Genomic DNA, 15237 nt, shown 5'->3' with positions numbered 1-15237 from the left:
ACATGAAACAGAAGAGCCTCTGGCACTATTTTAGCTTTTCCCAGACTCACCAAGGAAAAGTTCGAGACCATAACGAAGATGCGTGCTTCGACAACCCTGAAGCTGGGGTTTGGGTGGTCGCGGATGGTATGGGCGGGCATGAAGCGGGTGAAGTGGCTAGCCGTATCGTTATTGACTGCGTAGAAATGGCGGTGAAGGACTTAACCGCGGAGCAGTTATCAATTGATAAACTCAGAACCGCGTTAGAGCAGGCTAACGAACAGATATTACGTCACTCAGCCTCACACCTCAGTGGGAAAACTATTGGTGCCACCGTTGTCCTACTATTTATTCAAGATGGTTATTTTCACTGCTTATGGGCCGGAGACAGTCGCCTTTATCTTAAGAGGGAGGGGCGCTTGCTGCAGAAATCTCGGGATCATAGTCAGGTGATGGATATGGTCAGCGAAGGTTTGCTGTTAGCGTCGGAAGCTGAAAGCCATCCCCTAGCCAATGTGATCACTAGAGCAGTAGGTGTACACAGTGAATTAGCGTTGGACCAGGTTTCTGGGGTTCTTTTATCCGGGGATCAGTTTCTCTTATGTAGTGATGGCTTGAACAAAGAGCTGTCCGATGAAGAGATTGCCAGCTGCTTCGCTGCTGATAGTCTAACCAATGCGGGTATGGCGATGTTGCATACCGCGTTAGTTAAAGGTGCGTCCGACAATGTCACTATCGCGTTAGTTCGCGCTACTGAAGAGGCTTCTGTTTCAGAGGTGCGTCATATAATTGACGATACCATACCTATATTTGACACTTTTCAACGTTAGGGGATTGAAACTAAGTTAATCCTCTTATACTCTTTAACGCCAATGCAGGATGCAGTTTGGTTTACAGGACTCATGGACGACACTTTGTTAGATATCTCCGCGCTCATCGCGCCTATTTCTGAAGAGGCCCCAACGGGGATCGATCCTCGTCTTGATGTCACGCCCACATCGCCATACTACACACTTAAAGATGTGCGGAACACGGCACGGGCGAATGAGCGTAATGCGCTTATCGACAATGAATCACTACTAAGCTTGTCATCTCTTTGGCAACCTATCGCCGACCAAGTCCCCGAGTTACTGCAGAGCCATTATAAAGATTTAGAGCTAACCGCTTGGCTAATAGAAGCACTCGCTAGGCTCCATGGATTTGCTGGTTTGGCAGCCGGATTTTCGCTGGCGACACATCTTATAGAAGACCATTGGCAACAGCTTTACCCATCTCCAGATGAGGAGGGGCTTGAGACTCGCATATCGCCTCTGATTGGGTTGAATGGCATTGAAGGCGAAGGCGCATTGTTGATGCCAATCTCATCGATCCCCCTGACACCAGAGAGCGGCGAATTTAGCTTTTCTCTTTGGGAATACGAACAGGCGCTAGAAGTAGAGCGATTGGACGACGAAAAGAAGCGCAACCGTATTGATGCTGGTGCAGTTGAGTTGGCCGATGTGTTGTCAGCAGCGAAGGCTGCACCCAAGAGTTTCTTTTTGCAACTTAATAGAGATGTTGGTAATGCCATCGCGTCGTTTGAACGACTCTCTATGGCGATGGATGCTGCCTGCAGTTCCCCGCAACCAACTTCGCAAATAACCAAGCGCCTGAATGCTGCCCAAGAAGCGGTGGTCTATTTGGCTGGCGACAAATTGGTTGAGATGCCAGAGTCTGCCGAAGAGCGTGGTGCAGATGAAGAGCTAGGCACAACATCGCAGGCTTTTGGCTCGCAATCTCACGTCGCTAATCGAGAGCAAGCGATAGAAACCCTACGTCAAGTTGCTGCGTTTTTTAAGAGCTCTGAGCCACATAGCCCAATGGCTTATGGCATTGAACAAGTTGTGCGTTGGAGTGACATGTCATTACCGGATCTGCTCAGTGAACTGATCAGTGATGGTGAAGCTAGAAACGGTTATTTCCGTTTAACGGGAATACCCATTGAATAAGTTGTTATTTGCCCAGAAAAGCGGCGCGGACGGGTCGCTTGGGTGTGGAACATTGAAAGGAGATCAAGATGAATAGTATCCACGGCAAGCTGTCCCGGGTACGTAAACCTCGGGTTCACATTACCTATGATGTTGAAACAGAAGGCACGACGGTTAAAAAAGAGTTGCCTTTTGTTGTTGGGGTTATGGGTGATTTTGCAGGGCAAAATACCAGTGCCTTAAAACCGTTAAAGGAACGCCGCTTTATTCAAATCGACCGTGATAACTTCGATGATGTGCTTAAGCGCATGAATCCAAAGTTGGAGTTTAAAGTTGATAACAAGATGGCTGACGACGGCACAGAGATGAAAGTGGCACTTGAGTTTAATTCAATGTCTGATTTCGAGCCTGCAGCAGTTGTAAATCAAGTCGACCCTCTGCGTAAGCTAATGGAAACTCGTAATAAATTACGTGATTTGATGACCAAGATTGACCGTTCAGAAGATCTGGAAAACATCCTTGAAAAGGTGCTTAGTAATACTGGCGATCTTGAGAAATTAGCTGATGAACTGAATATATCAACTAAGGAGCCTGCAGAATGAGCACGGAAGCAGCAGAAGCATTAGCCACAGAGACGGCAGAGGTTACCAGTTCGTTACTTTCTCAAGCGATTGACGCGACCAAACAAACGGAAAGTAGCCGTGCTCAAGAATTGATTAAGACGCTGACCGAAGAAGCGTTATCGGGCACTGTGAAGTGGCAGAAAAACTTAACGGTCACATTTAATGAAGCAATCGCAGCGATCGATGAAACAATATCGCGCCAACTTGCTGCCATTATGCATGATGAAGGTTTTCAAAAGCTTGAAGGAAGCTGGCGCGGCTTGAACTACCTTGTCATGAATAGTGAAACCAGCCAAACGCTTAAAGTTCGTATGCTCAACATGAATAAGAAAGAGCTGCACAAAGACTTAAGCAAAGCGGTTGAATTTGACCAAAGCCAAATCTTCAAGAAGGTATATGAGTCCGAGTTCGGTACACCTGGCGGTGAGCCTTATGGTGCGCTTATCGGTGATTACGAGTTCACTAATCACCCCGAAGACATTGAAACCCTTAGCTTGATGTCTAATGTGGCCGCTGCGGGCTTCTCACCATTTATCTCTGCCTCTTCACCATCACTGTTTGGCTTCGACGACTGGACAGAACTCTCTAAGCCGCGAGACTTGGAAAAGGTATTCGAATCACTTGAATACAGTAAGTGGCGTTCATTCCGTGAGAGTGATGATAGCCGTTTCGTGACATTGACGATGCCGCGTGTTTTGGCTCGCCTGCCGTACGGCGAAGCGACGACTTCGGTAGAAGAGTTTAACTACGAAGAGTTTGAAGTTGACGCTCAGACGAATCTGTCTAAGACCGCTGAACACGATGATTACTGTTGGATGAACGCATCTTATGTAATGGGTGTGCGTTTAACCGAAGCATTTGCAAAGTATGGTTTCTGTACTGCCATCCGTGGTGCGGAAGGCGGTGGTCGTGTTGAAAACTTGCCATCACATCTATTTGTTAGTGATGATGGCGACCCTGATCTGAAGTGTCCAACAGAAATCGGTATTACAGACCGCCGAGAAGCTGAATTGGGTAAATTAGGATTCTTGCCGCTTTGTCACTATAAGAATACCGATTATGCCGTGTTCTTTGGTGGTCAGTCTTGCCAAAAGCCTAAGCGTTACGATAACCCTGAAGCAACTGCTAATGCAGCGATCTCTTCTCGACTGCCTTATATGATGGCGACCTCGCGTTTCGCTCATTACTTGAAAGTGATGGCAAGGGATAAGATCGGTAGTTATATGGAAGCTGAAGATGTTGAGGCTTGGCTGAATCGCTGGATCCTAACCTTTGTGAACGCATCAGAAGGTGGCGGTCAAGATATTCGAGCCAAGTATCCGTTAGCTGATGCCAAGGTTCAGGTGAAGGAAATACCTGGAAAGCCTGGCGCATACAATGCTATTGCATGGTTACGCCCCTGGTTGCAGATGGAAGAGCTGACCACGTCACTTCGTTTGGTCGCCAAGATCCCTGAAATTGGCAGCTGATCGTTTTTAGGCTTACCGGGCAATAGCTTGGTAAGCCTAGCAGTGACACAAGGAAGTGGATAAACATGGGTGCTGAGTTTAAGGCAACATCGGTTGGCGTAAGTGAAAGCAAAGAGCAACACGCTTTGGCGGTTTTGCGTGCTAGGCTTCTGCGCGCGATAACCAGTATCGATAAAAAAATCCAGCAACAACTTGATACCATTCTCCACCATTCTGCCTTTCAGCGACTAGAGGCTAGTTGGCGGGGGCTCTGCTATTTGGCAGAGCAAACTGAGCAGCATGATCGCAACGGTTTGTGCCTTATTAAAGTTATTTCGCTTAGTTGGCATGAGTTGAGTCGTGATATTAATCGCGCAATCGACTTCGACCAAAGTGAGTTCTTTAAGCTGATCTATAGCAATGAATTTGATATGGCGGGTGGTGAGCCATTTGGTCTTTTAGTTGGTGATTACGAAGTCAGTCATCGTCAACGCGCCGGCGAACAGTTGAATGATATTAATGTGTTGAAGGAGATAGCATCTACCGCAGCTGCTGCCTTTGCGCCGTTTATTACTTCCGCGTCGCCGACATTGTTAGGTGTCGACAAATTTAGTGAGCTGTCATCGGTGTCCGACGTGTCAACACAGTTCCAACAGTTGGATTACCTTAATTGGCGCCGACTCAGGCAGATGGAGGAATCCCGTTTTCTCGGTATAACACTGCCACGGATATTAATGCGCCGCCCTTATATGAGAGATGGTAGTCGGCAGGAAGCATTCCATTATCAGGAGTGCGTGGCCTCCGGCGAACAGGATCTCCTTTGGGGTAATGCTGCATTTGGCTTTGCTGCGGTGCTTGTGCGAACTTTCGCTGAATGTGGATGGTTCAGCCAAATTCGTGGGTTACAACCTGGAAAACAAGCGAACGGGCTAGTGTGTGAGCTTCCCTGTCGCGTTGCTAGCGAAATTGTCGAGACAGGCCTAGGTATGAATAGTGTTGACCTGCAAGTTAGTGACCGTCTCGAGAAAGCGTTGTCAGACTCAGGTCTGGTACCGTTGTCCACCGTTCCGTATTCGCCGCACTTGGTCTTCTATAGTAATGCCTCAGTGCAAACGCCGATGGCATACGATTCTCCAGCGGCGACTATCAATTCGCGGCTGTCGTCCATGCTTCAGTATGTCATGTGTGTATCCCGTTTCGCTCACTACATAAAAGTGATGGGGCGGGATCTGTTAGGTACCTATGAAACATCTTCTACCATCGAATCAAAGTTACAGCGCTGGCTCCATAGTTATACGGCTGCCAGTGATAATGCATCAAACGAGGTCAGAGCTAAGTACCCGTTAGGTGAAGCAAATATAGAAGTTAAAGAAAAACTTGGTCAGCCGGGACACTATTACTCGGTCATCAGACTTCGTCCGCATTTTCAGTTGGACCAGATGGTGTCGAGTATGCGCTTGGTTACTGAATTGTCTCCCAAATTTAAAACAGCCGTGTGAGAGCCCCATGAAGGAACTAAAGACATTAATACAACAGGGAAAGTTAACCGATGGTATTCAATATCTCGGAGATAAGCTAAAGGCTGACCCTCTGAATATCGACTATCGTAGCAGTTTTATTGAGCTACTTTGCATAGACGGTCAGATCGAGCGTGCGGATAAGCAACTTGATATGCTGGTGCGTCAACACCCTGAGTGCCTCGGCGGCGCCAGCAGTCTGCGTCAACTTATCCGTGCGGCGCAGGCTCGCATAGACTTCGCTAATGGTGGTGACACTGTTACGTTGACGAGTGAAGCAGATGACTCGTTTAAGGCATTAGTCGGTTTGCGCATAGCGATGAAAGAGCAAAATGCAGAGGCGATCACGACACATGCAGAACAGCTGGAGAGCCTTCGCAGCGAAGTGCAATTGGGTATTAATGATGTGCTCGAGACGACTGTTCGAGATCTTGATGACACCTTGTGTAACTACGTCGAAGTGTTTGGTACTAACGGTCTCTATTATCTGTTCCCGTTGAGCCAAATAGAGAGCATCGCTTTTAAACCGGTGAGCTCTTTGGTTGAGTCGGTGTGGCGTCGCGTAGAGATAGAAGTTAAAGACGGCCCAGGTGGTGATGCTTTCATCCCTATGACGTATCTCGGCTCGGAAAGTGATCAGGAAAAGCTCGGTCAAGAAACTAACTGGGCGCAACTTGAAGGTAGCGAAGTCTATGTTGGCCGGGGACTCAAAGTTTGGCTGGTTGGCGAAGCCGATTTAGCACTGAACGCGTGCGCGACGGTGAAGTTGCACGAGAATGTGCGCTGTGAAGCTGTATCGGTCTAGCCGTTAATGCCACTGCACAGTAAACAACCCCTGCAGCGTTCATTACTGGATCGTTTGATTGATGATGACCCTAGCGGTGTTCGTGACAGTAAAGCGATGACTAATTTCGGTCTTCGCGAGTTACGTGACAGTGTTCGCCGGGATCTTGAAGCTTTGCTGAACTCTCGAAGTAGTTGGTTGGAGATCCCTGAGCACTATGAAGAGCTTCAGGCTTCGTTGGTAAATTATGGTTTACCTGACTTTTCCTCTATGCAGACGAGTAACTTAGAGGGGCGTCAAAGGCTGTGCCAGATAATAGAAGAGGTTATCTTGCGCTTCGAGCCGCGATTTGTCGAAGTATCAGTAACGGCGCTGGATGAAGAGATGCCATTAGATCGCATTTTAAAGATACGTATTAACGCATATTTGCATGCTGATCCGCTCCCCGAAGAGGTTTCATTTGACTCAGAACTGGAGCCTGTTCATTTAGGTATGCTTGTGAAAGAGGTTCATGGATGAGTGATCAACTGCTGAAGTACTATAATCGCGAGCTTTCTTATATGCGAAATATGGGAGCAGAGTTTGCCAACCGTTACCCCAAGGTAGCGGGAAGACTTCGAATGAGTGAGGAGGTAGTCGAAGACCCTCACGTCTCGCGTTTGCTTGAAGGTGTTTCTCTACTAACAGCTCAGGTGCGAAGAAAGCTGGATGACAGCTTTCCAGAGTTAACCGATGGTTTGTTAGGCATGTTGTACCCTGACTATCAAGCGCCGATCCCCTCAATGTCCATTATTCAGGTATCAAGTCAGAACCTGACGGATTCTGCATTAAAATTACCTGCACAATCCGTGGTGGAAAGTCGCAACGAAGGTTATAAAAATTGCACTTTTAGAACATGCTATGAGACCGATGTTTGGCCAATCAGTGTTGCAGATGCATCTTTTATTAATGCGCCGTTTAAAGATCCTGTAGGGCCTTTTAGTAAAGCACAGTCAATGTTGCGTCTAAATGTCACAGGCGACTTTGCGAACGTTGAGCTGAAAGAGATGGGGATTGATCGATTAAGATTCCATCTTAATGGACAACCCCAGGTTACACTGCCTTTGTATCAACTCATATTCCAATCAGCGCTTGGAATTGCCATAAAATCAGGCGCAAAGGGACAAACTCGGTACTTGCAGCCGAGACACCTCAAAAGAGTTGGTTTTGATAGTCAGCAGGCGGTGGTGCCATATAGTAAAAGAAGCTTTGATGGCTACCGGTTGTTAGTTGAGCAATTTGCCTTTCCTGAGAAGTTTCTATTTTTCGACCTTGATGAGCTTTTGCCCGAGTGGTTGGGTGATGATAACAAGGTTGAGATCACCCTCTTTTTTAGTGCGCCTTCCGAAACACTCACCAAGCAACTCAACAAAGAGCATGTTTTGTTAGGCTGTACGCCGATAATCAACTTGTTTGAACAAAAAATGGAGACGTTTGAAGTAAAACCTGCGCGATATGAATACCAATTAACTCCGCAATATGGTGATGCTGATGCGCGGGAAGTGATCAAAATTGACAATGTAGAGGCGTTTGATCATCAGGGTGAAAGGCTACAACTGAAGCCATTTTATAGTGAATCCCATCCGCGGTATTCAAATCAAAACGATCTTTATTGGAGCAGTCGGCGCGAGTTAGTTAGCTGGGCCGGTGGCTTTACTGAGCCAGGCCATGAAACTTATCTCTCGGTCATCGATCCTGAGGCTCAGTTAGTGGAGTTGGAAGAAGAACAACGTTTGGTTGTTGATGTTACTGCCACTTGTAGCAACAGGAACTTAGCTAGCCGCTTACCATTTGGTGTTGGCCAGCCGAAACTTCAAATAAGTGCAAAAGCAGACCTTATTAAATCTGTGCGGTGCTTGGTGCCGCCAACAAAACCGATACGCCCGGCCCTTGGTGAAGCGACACGATGGCAGTTGATGCGCAACCTTTGTTTAAACGATTTTGCAGATGGTAATAGCCGCGAAATACTGGTTGATTGCCTAAAGTTATACGACTTTACGTCGTCACCACAAACCGCATCCATGATTGACGCTATTCATTCGGTGGAGGTTAAACCAGCGACATCTAGAGTCGTAAGCAAGGGTAGGGTGGCTTTTTGTCACGGTTCAGAAGTCATTATCGAGTTTATCGAGGATGAGCTTTCGGGGAGCCAACTGTTCTTTTTTGGTAGTGTCTTATCTGAGTTCTTTTCTCTATTTGCAGCGGTTAACAGTTTTACGCAATTGTCGATCAAACTCCGTTACCAGAACCGTCATTTTCATCAATGGCCTGCAGTTTCTGGTGGAGTGCCTTTGCTATGAATCTAAACGAGTTGGCAAAGAATACGCACCATTATGATTTTTTTGAAACCGTGCGTTATATACAAAAACAGTGGCGCGGTGCCGATGAGGTGCATTGGATTGGCACGGACAGTCTGCCATCAAAAGAGTTGGTTCGCTTTAAAACATCTCAACACCTTGGTGTCCCCAGTCACTCTGTTGAAAATGTTCATATCGGCCCCTACCTGATTCGCAGTCATAAGAGAGTTAAACTGCAGACCGCGCTGTTTGGCTTAACCGGTGTTAACGGTGTGCTGCCGAAGCATTACTCCGAACTCGTTATGCAGCGAATTAAAAACAAAGACACCGCGATGGCGGAGTTTTATGACCTGTTTAATCATCGAGTGCTGTCACTTTTTTTCCGTGCTTGGGAAAAATATCGGGTCCCCGTAGCGTATGAGAATAAACCTAACGGCCAACGGAAAACTTTAGATGATGTTATGCACGCGTTTGCCGGTGGCTCTACGAGTTTAGAAGCCTATTATGGTGGCTTATTTGCTAACAAAATTAGAAATGCCAAATCGCTACAGAATATTCTTGAAGACCTTAGTGGTAGCGTCGTTTCAGTTAAACAATTTGTCGGGCGCTGGCTGTCATTGCGCGAAGAAGAGCAGACTCGACTTGCGGGGCGTCTGCAACCGGAAGGGCAGTATGCAGCCCTTGGTATGGGGGCAACCATAGGTAAAAAAGTATGGGATACAAGTTCGGCAATCGATATTGAGTTCCATGTGGATAGCATGGAAAAGGCGCGAGCATTGCTACCGGGGATGAAGCTCTTCATGGCGGTAAAACGGATCAGCGAACGATACCTCCCCGCGGGTATGAAAGTACGCTGGCGAATGACAGCCCAATACGGTGATCTGCCGAGCGCGGTTCTTGGCAATCGCAGTCCGGGGCTCGGACAAGGTGCTGGATTACAAGTAAGAAGTCAGAGGCTAACAGAACAGACAACGATAACGATTGCATAAATCTATCAATCACAACATTTACTACTGATTAACTGGAAAGGATACTGGTATGTCCACGATGACATTGAAGTCACTCGTTGAAAAACTGTCACCCAATTGCAAAGTAAGCTTAGAATCGGCTGCCGCATTGTGTCATTCGAAATCCCACCAGACGGTTGAGGTGCTCCACTGGCTGTCTACGCTTGCATCTAATGAGCAGGGAGATTTTGCCCTATTAGCTGATTACTTTACCGTAGATATGGGTGAACTACGGTCAAATCTTAATTCGAGTTTGGACAAGCTAAGTAGCGGCTATGATTCGTCTCCGGGACTGTCACCGCAGTTAGTTGCGTGGCTAAAATCAGCTTGGATGGCTGCGACAATTGAGTTTTCCGATCATCAAATTGGTACAGTTCATCTACTCTATGCGTTGATTAATGACGATCAGTTAGTCACCGCCACTATGCGTTATACCACTACGCTGGAGGCGATTAGCCCAGCGAAATTAGTTGATGTGTGGCCGGAGCTAAGACAGAAAAGCGTGGAGATCACGACCGATCAAAACACAGTACATGCCGGCGTTCAAAAGGCTGCCACTGGCGGCGCGCTGACGCAGTTCACAACTGATCTGACTGATATGGCCAAACAGGGGAAAATTGATCCTGTATTGGGGCGTGACATAGAGATACGACAAATGATCGATATCTTAACGCGGCGGCGACAGAACAACCCAATCCTCACGGGGGAAGCTGGTGTGGGTAAGACGGCGGTCGTTGAGGGACTAGCACAGCGTATTGCAAACGGTGATGTACCCGATGCGGTTAAGCAGATCCGTATACTTTCGTTGGATTTAGCGTTACTTCAAGCCGGTGCAGGCATGAAAGGTGAATTTGAAAGTCGCCTTAAGAATCTGATCAAAGAAGTAAAAGCATCAGAACAGCCAATCGTGCTTTTCATCGATGAAGCGCACACCTTAATCGGAAGCGGTGGCCAAGCAGGACAAAATGACGCGGCAAACCTATTAAAGCCCGCCCTTGCGCGAGGGGAATTACGTACTATCGCTGCGACTACATGGGCTGAATATAAAAAATATTTTGAGAAAGACGCTGCATTGGCGCGTCGCTTCCAGGTAGTAAAAGTGGAAGAGCCCTCGCCAGAAACTGCGGTGGTTATGTTGCGCGGTATTCTACCAATCATGGAGAAGCACCATGGCGTGTTCATATCTGATAGCGCACTGCGCGCGGCGGTGACGTTATCTAGTCGTTATATTACGGGCCGCCAACTACCAGATAAGGCTGTTGCGTTGCTTGATACTGCATGTGCGCGTGTAGCGATGAGCCAAGCATCAGTACCGCCCAGTTTAGAACAAATTAAAAAGAAAAAGTCAGAGCTGACCGCTGAAGTTGCACTGTTAGAAAAAGAGCAGGTAACCGGATCTGATCATGCTGAAACGATCACTGAGTTACGTGAAGCACTGACTAACATTGAATCTGAAGAGTCGTGTTTAGAGTCCGCTTGGCGCGATGAGAAAGCGATAGTTGAACAACTCAACGATCTGTATTACACGCTCTATAATTCCGAAGGCCAACAAGCCGACGAGGAAAGTCGGTCGAAACTAATTGCGCTTAAAGACTCAGTTGAAGCCACCGCTGCTCCATTAGTTCATCAGTCTGTAACACCAACATTAGTCGCTGAAATTATTGCGGATTGGACCGGTATTCCTGTTGGAAGAATGCAGGGCGATGAGATTAAGACCGTACTAAACCTTAGCGAATCGATGCGAGAGCGCGTCGTTGGGCAAGATCACTCATTGGCACTGATCGGAAAAGTTGTACAAACTGCCCGGGCTCAATTAGCAGACGAAAGAAAGCCTAACGGTGTTTTTCTTCTTTCCGGTCCCAGTGGTGTAGGTAAAACGGAAACGGCGCTGGCTCTCGCTGAACAGATCTATGGTAGCGAGGACGCAATGACGGTTATCAATATGTCGGAGTTCAAAGAGGAGCATAAAGTTTCTCTTCTTCTTGGTTCACCTCCGGGTTACGTTGGATTTGGCGAAGGCGGTGTGTTGACTGAGGCGGTTCGCCGTAAACCTTATAGCGTTGTATTGCTTGATGAGATGGAGAAAGCTCATCCAGGTGTGCAGGATATTTTTTACCAAGTCTTTGATAAAGGTACGATTAAGGATGGTGAGGGGAGTGATATAGATTTTTCCAATACCATCATTATTATGACCTCAAATGTTGGAACTGACACGATAATGCGGTTACATGAAGATCCTGATACCGCGCCGTCTACCGAAGGCCTGTTAACAGCAATAAAACCTGATCTGCTAGAGGTCTTCAAGCCCGCGTTTCTTGGTCGGATAAATGTAATTCCATATCTACCATTAAATGATGGGTTGTTGACTATTATCGCTAAGATGCAACTTGATAAGATAGCGGGAAGAATCGAACGTGCATACCAAGCATCTACAGAATATTCTGAAGCGCTAATTAACCATCTAATTTCTCTCTGTGATGATGCAGGCTCAGGTGCGCGTGTTTTACACAATAATTTGCAAAATATTCTTTTACCCAACCTATCTTCAGAAGTACTACTCGCGTTGTCTGAAAATAGAGAGTTTGATCATGTTGTTTTGGATGTAGAGAATGGAGAAATTACGATCGGCTTATCGTAAGTTAGGTGGAGCTAATTTAGGTTGGGCGAAAGATTTAATTATTTAAATATATCGTTGTTTATAGTTTGTAAATATCGACTATAAAGATATAATCACTGTGACCAATAAATGTTTTCGGTCGCTAAGCCAAAAGGAATTGGCACTTCAAACCCGCTCGGGAATGAGCCAATTTCCTTTTGTCAATATCACAAATCATCAACGAAGTGATGATATATAAGTTGCAGTTAAATCATTGGCTGTGACATTGATAATGCTAAAGGAGATTAGCGTGCAAGCAAATACTTATCTAAATTATGAAGGCATCAAAGGCGAAGCAACAGCTGAGCAGTATAAAGATCTGATCACCTTGCTTTCTGTTGATTGGGCAGTAAATCGTGAAATTACATCTTTCACTGGTACTGCACAAGATCGTGAAGCAAGTGCTACAAGATTAGGTGATATTACTATCACTAAGATGCAAGATAAGGCATCACCAGATCTGTTCAAAGAAGCAACCATTGGTAAAGGTAAAAAAGCGGTTTTCCACATTACCAAGCAGGGTGAGAAAATCGAAGAGATCATGAAGATTGAACTGACTGACGCTATGATTTCTAGCTATTCAGTGTCAGTACAAAACGATCGTCCAGTTGAAACGCTGACTATCTCTTATACCGAGATGATGATGACAGTGACACCTACCGACGACAAAAACAATGTTCAAGCACCTATGGTTTATGGCTATAGCGGTGTTAAAGGACAGCAGCTGTAAGCGCAAGCTACTCTGTATAAGGGGGTGCTTAGGCACCCCATTTTTAGTTACTGAAAAGTAAATAGGTAAGCCATGGAAAAGGCGTCGCAAGACAACAATATCATTAGCGTTGAAACTGATCTTGGAAAAGACAAACTCCACATTACTTCATTGGAAGCCGTAGAGAGTATTTCCACCCTATTTAGTATTCAACTTAACGTATACGCTAATGAAGAACTCGTTGTCTGTGATCGGATGATCGGTACTGATGCGACGATAACTATATTGCTTGGAGGTAATAATAAACGTTATTTACACGGACAGATCACAAATTTGAGGTCCTTGGGTAGTCGTGTTTCAGCCGATGCTGATGGCCATAAGTATCAAGACTATCAACTTACCGTTTCTCCAGATCTTTGGTCTCTAAATAGACGAACAAACTGTAAGATTTTTCAAAAGAAAAACATCGAAGATATTGTTAGAAATATACTTTCTGTATATGGAATAAAATCAAAGTTTGAATTAAATAAAACTCACGCCGTTTACGATTATAAAGTTCAATATCATGAGAGCGACTTCTCATTTATCTCAAGGCTATTAGAAGATGAAGGAATATTCTATTTCTTCGAACACGTAAAAGGCGCACATACGATTGTATTTTCCGATGATGTAGCCTCCTATCGTAAAAGTCCAGAAGGTCAAGTGGCTTTCACGACCGGAAGCCTTTCTGAGGCCCACATCCACAGCTGGAGTGGCTCTATTAATCTACCGTCAACCAAGGCGGTTATCGCTGGATACGATTTTGCTAAGCCTACAAAGAAGCCGTGTGCCACAGCAACAGAAAGTGACGAACTCGAAGTCTATGAATATGTAAGTGAATCAGAATGGAATAACCGTTCCAACCTTGCTGCAGAAGTTACTCTCGCGTCCTTGCAAAAAGACCGGATTGAGGCCAATGCCAGTAGTAATTGCCGAAGCTTTACGGCAGGGCATTATTTTTCTTTTTCTGCCCATGAAGATCCGGCCGAGATTAACAAATCATATCTCATTACTAAAAGCCATTTAGTTATAAAAATTGCCAGTCAAACTGGTGCCGAGAAACAACAAGACCAGCTCATTACTAATAGCATTAGCTGTATACCTGTTGACGTCTGTTTTGTGCCCAGTCAACTGACCGTTAAGCCGACTATCACGGGTGTGCAAACTGCCGTGGTGACTGGAGATTCGACTGACGAGATAACAATCGATAAGTATGGTCGAGTCAAAGTGCTTTTCCATTGGGACCGTGAAGGAATTCTTGATAGTGCCAGCTCATGCTGGGTAAGAGTGGCGCAGAATTGGGCGGGAGACCGCTGGGGAGCATTCTTTTTTCCGCGTAAGGGACAGGAAGTGCTTGTTGAGTTCCTCGGTGGGGATCCCGATCAGCCGATCATCATTGGTGCTGTATATAACGGCGATTTGATGCCGCCTTATGATCTTCCTTCGGAAAAGACGGTTTCCGGAATTAAAACCCGATCATCCAAATCTGGCGGCGCCGATAATTTTAATGAAATAAAATTTGAGGATGCAAAAGGTAAAGAGCTGCTATATGCCCAGGCAGAAAAGGATCTCGAATTACTCGTCAAGAACGATCGCACTGAAACGATTAAAAGAGATCGTCTGACTCAGATTAATAAAGATGACACCACAGCGATTAAAGGTGAACGGGTTACCGAGGTTGGTAAGAGCGATAAATTGACCATAGGTAAAGAGCTAGTTATCGATGCTGGTAGCAAGATAACGATAAAAACTGGCGGTGCATCTATAACGTTGTCGAGTAGTGGTTCGGTAGATATTAAAGGCTCGAAAATTTCAATAAATGGCAGTGCTATCGCGTTAAAAGCTGGCAGCATTTCTCTGAACTAAGGTTAGGGCAATTACAATGGGAAAACCCGCGGCGACTTTAACCAGTTTCCACGTTTGTCCAAAGGTGACGTCGAAGGTCCCCCACGTCGGAGGGCCTGTCGTCGGCGGCTCTGGCAACGTACTAATCGGTGGCTTACCAGCGGCGTGTAAAGGGGATAAGTTGATCTGCATAGGCCCCCCCGACACAATTAAACAAGGCTCAAGTAGCGTCAAAATTAATGGTAAACCCGCTGCGAGGCTGGGCGATGGTACGGCTCATGGCGGGAAGATAGTCGTTGGTAATCCGACGGTACTAATTGGTTAGCG

The 15237-nt window shown here is 46.1% G+C and carries 13 protein-coding genes; all 13 read left to right on the top strand.

Annotation, left to right across the window (positions count from 1 at the left end; genetic code table 11):
* Positions 1-2 precede the first annotated feature (2 nt).
* The 13 genes from EZV61_RS10160 (at position 3) to EZV61_RS10100 (ending at position 15235) form a co-directional block, all read left to right on the top strand.
* Positions 3-809: a PP2C family protein-serine/threonine phosphatase gene (locus EZV61_RS10160; RefSeq protein WP_199405138.1), complete on the top strand. Its 807-nt coding sequence runs from the start codon at positions 3-5 to the stop codon at positions 807-809.
* 72 nt (positions 810-881) lie between these two features.
* Positions 882-1967 (top strand): type VI secretion system protein TssA, encoded by a 1086-nt coding sequence (tssA, locus tag EZV61_RS10155; RefSeq protein ID WP_130565577.1) that lies wholly within the window; start codon positions 882-884, stop codon positions 1965-1967.
* Between the two features lie 68 nt (positions 1968-2035).
* Positions 2036-2548, top strand: a complete 513-nt coding sequence (gene tssB / locus EZV61_RS10150; RefSeq protein WP_114336642.1) for a type VI secretion system contractile sheath small subunit — start codon at positions 2036-2038, stop codon at positions 2546-2548.
* Positions 2545-4038, top strand: a complete 1494-nt coding sequence (gene tssC / locus EZV61_RS10145; RefSeq protein WP_114336641.1) for a type VI secretion system contractile sheath large subunit — start codon at positions 2545-2547, stop codon at positions 4036-4038. The genes tssB and tssC (EZV61_RS10145) overlap by 4 nt, the downstream gene beginning before the upstream one ends.
* Before the next feature lie 65 nt (positions 4039-4103).
* Entirely contained in the window at positions 4104-5516 is a 1413-nt protein-coding gene (tssC, locus tag EZV61_RS10140) for a type VI secretion system contractile sheath large subunit (RefSeq protein ID WP_131415418.1), read from the top strand.
* A gap of 7 nt (positions 5517-5523) precedes the next feature.
* Positions 5524-6339 carry a type VI secretion system accessory protein TagJ gene (locus tag EZV61_RS10135; RefSeq protein WP_131415416.1) on the top strand — a complete coding sequence of 272 codons (816 nt, stop codon included), beginning with the start codon at positions 5524-5526 and terminating at the stop codon, positions 6337-6339.
* A 6-nt stretch (positions 6340-6345) separates the two neighbouring features.
* On the top strand, positions 6346-6837 hold the full coding sequence (gene tssE, locus EZV61_RS10130; RefSeq protein WP_131415414.1) for a type VI secretion system baseplate subunit TssE: 492 nt from the start codon (positions 6346-6348) through the stop codon (positions 6835-6837).
* Complete coding sequence (tssF, locus tag EZV61_RS10125; protein ID WP_131415412.1) at positions 6834-8657, top strand: type VI secretion system baseplate subunit TssF; 1824 nt, start codon at positions 6834-6836, stop codon at positions 8655-8657. Before tssE ends, tssF begins: the two co-directional genes overlap by 4 nt.
* A complete protein-coding gene (gene tssG / locus EZV61_RS10120; RefSeq protein WP_165569574.1) occupies positions 8654-9643 on the top strand; it encodes a type VI secretion system baseplate subunit TssG in 990 nt (329 codons plus the stop codon). The genes tssF and tssG overlap by 4 nt, the downstream gene beginning before the upstream one ends.
* Before the next feature lie 49 nt (positions 9644-9692).
* A complete protein-coding gene (gene tssH, locus EZV61_RS10115; RefSeq protein WP_131415408.1) occupies positions 9693-12299 on the top strand; it encodes a type VI secretion system ATPase TssH in 2607 nt (868 codons plus the stop codon).
* Between the two features lie 268 nt (positions 12300-12567).
* Positions 12568-13047: an Hcp family type VI secretion system effector gene (locus EZV61_RS10110; protein ID WP_114336858.1), complete on the top strand. Its 480-nt coding sequence runs from the start codon at positions 12568-12570 to the stop codon at positions 13045-13047.
* A 72-nt stretch (positions 13048-13119) separates the two neighbouring features.
* Positions 13120-14931, top strand: coding sequence for a type VI secretion system Vgr family protein (locus EZV61_RS10105; protein WP_131415406.1), 1812 nt, complete (start codon positions 13120-13122; stop codon positions 14929-14931).
* 16 nt (positions 14932-14947) lie between these two features.
* Entirely contained in the window at positions 14948-15235 is a 288-nt protein-coding gene (locus EZV61_RS10100) for a PAAR domain-containing protein (RefSeq protein WP_114336633.1), read from the top strand.
* The last annotated feature ends 2 nt before the right edge of the window (positions 15236-15237 follow it).

The organism is Corallincola luteus, from assembly GCF_004336975.1.
GTDB lineage: Bacteria > Pseudomonadota > Gammaproteobacteria > Enterobacterales > Neiellaceae > Corallincola > Corallincola holothuriorum.
The sequence above is the reverse complement of the archived record's forward strand: the minus strand, read 5'-3'. Positions and strand labels throughout refer to the sequence as shown.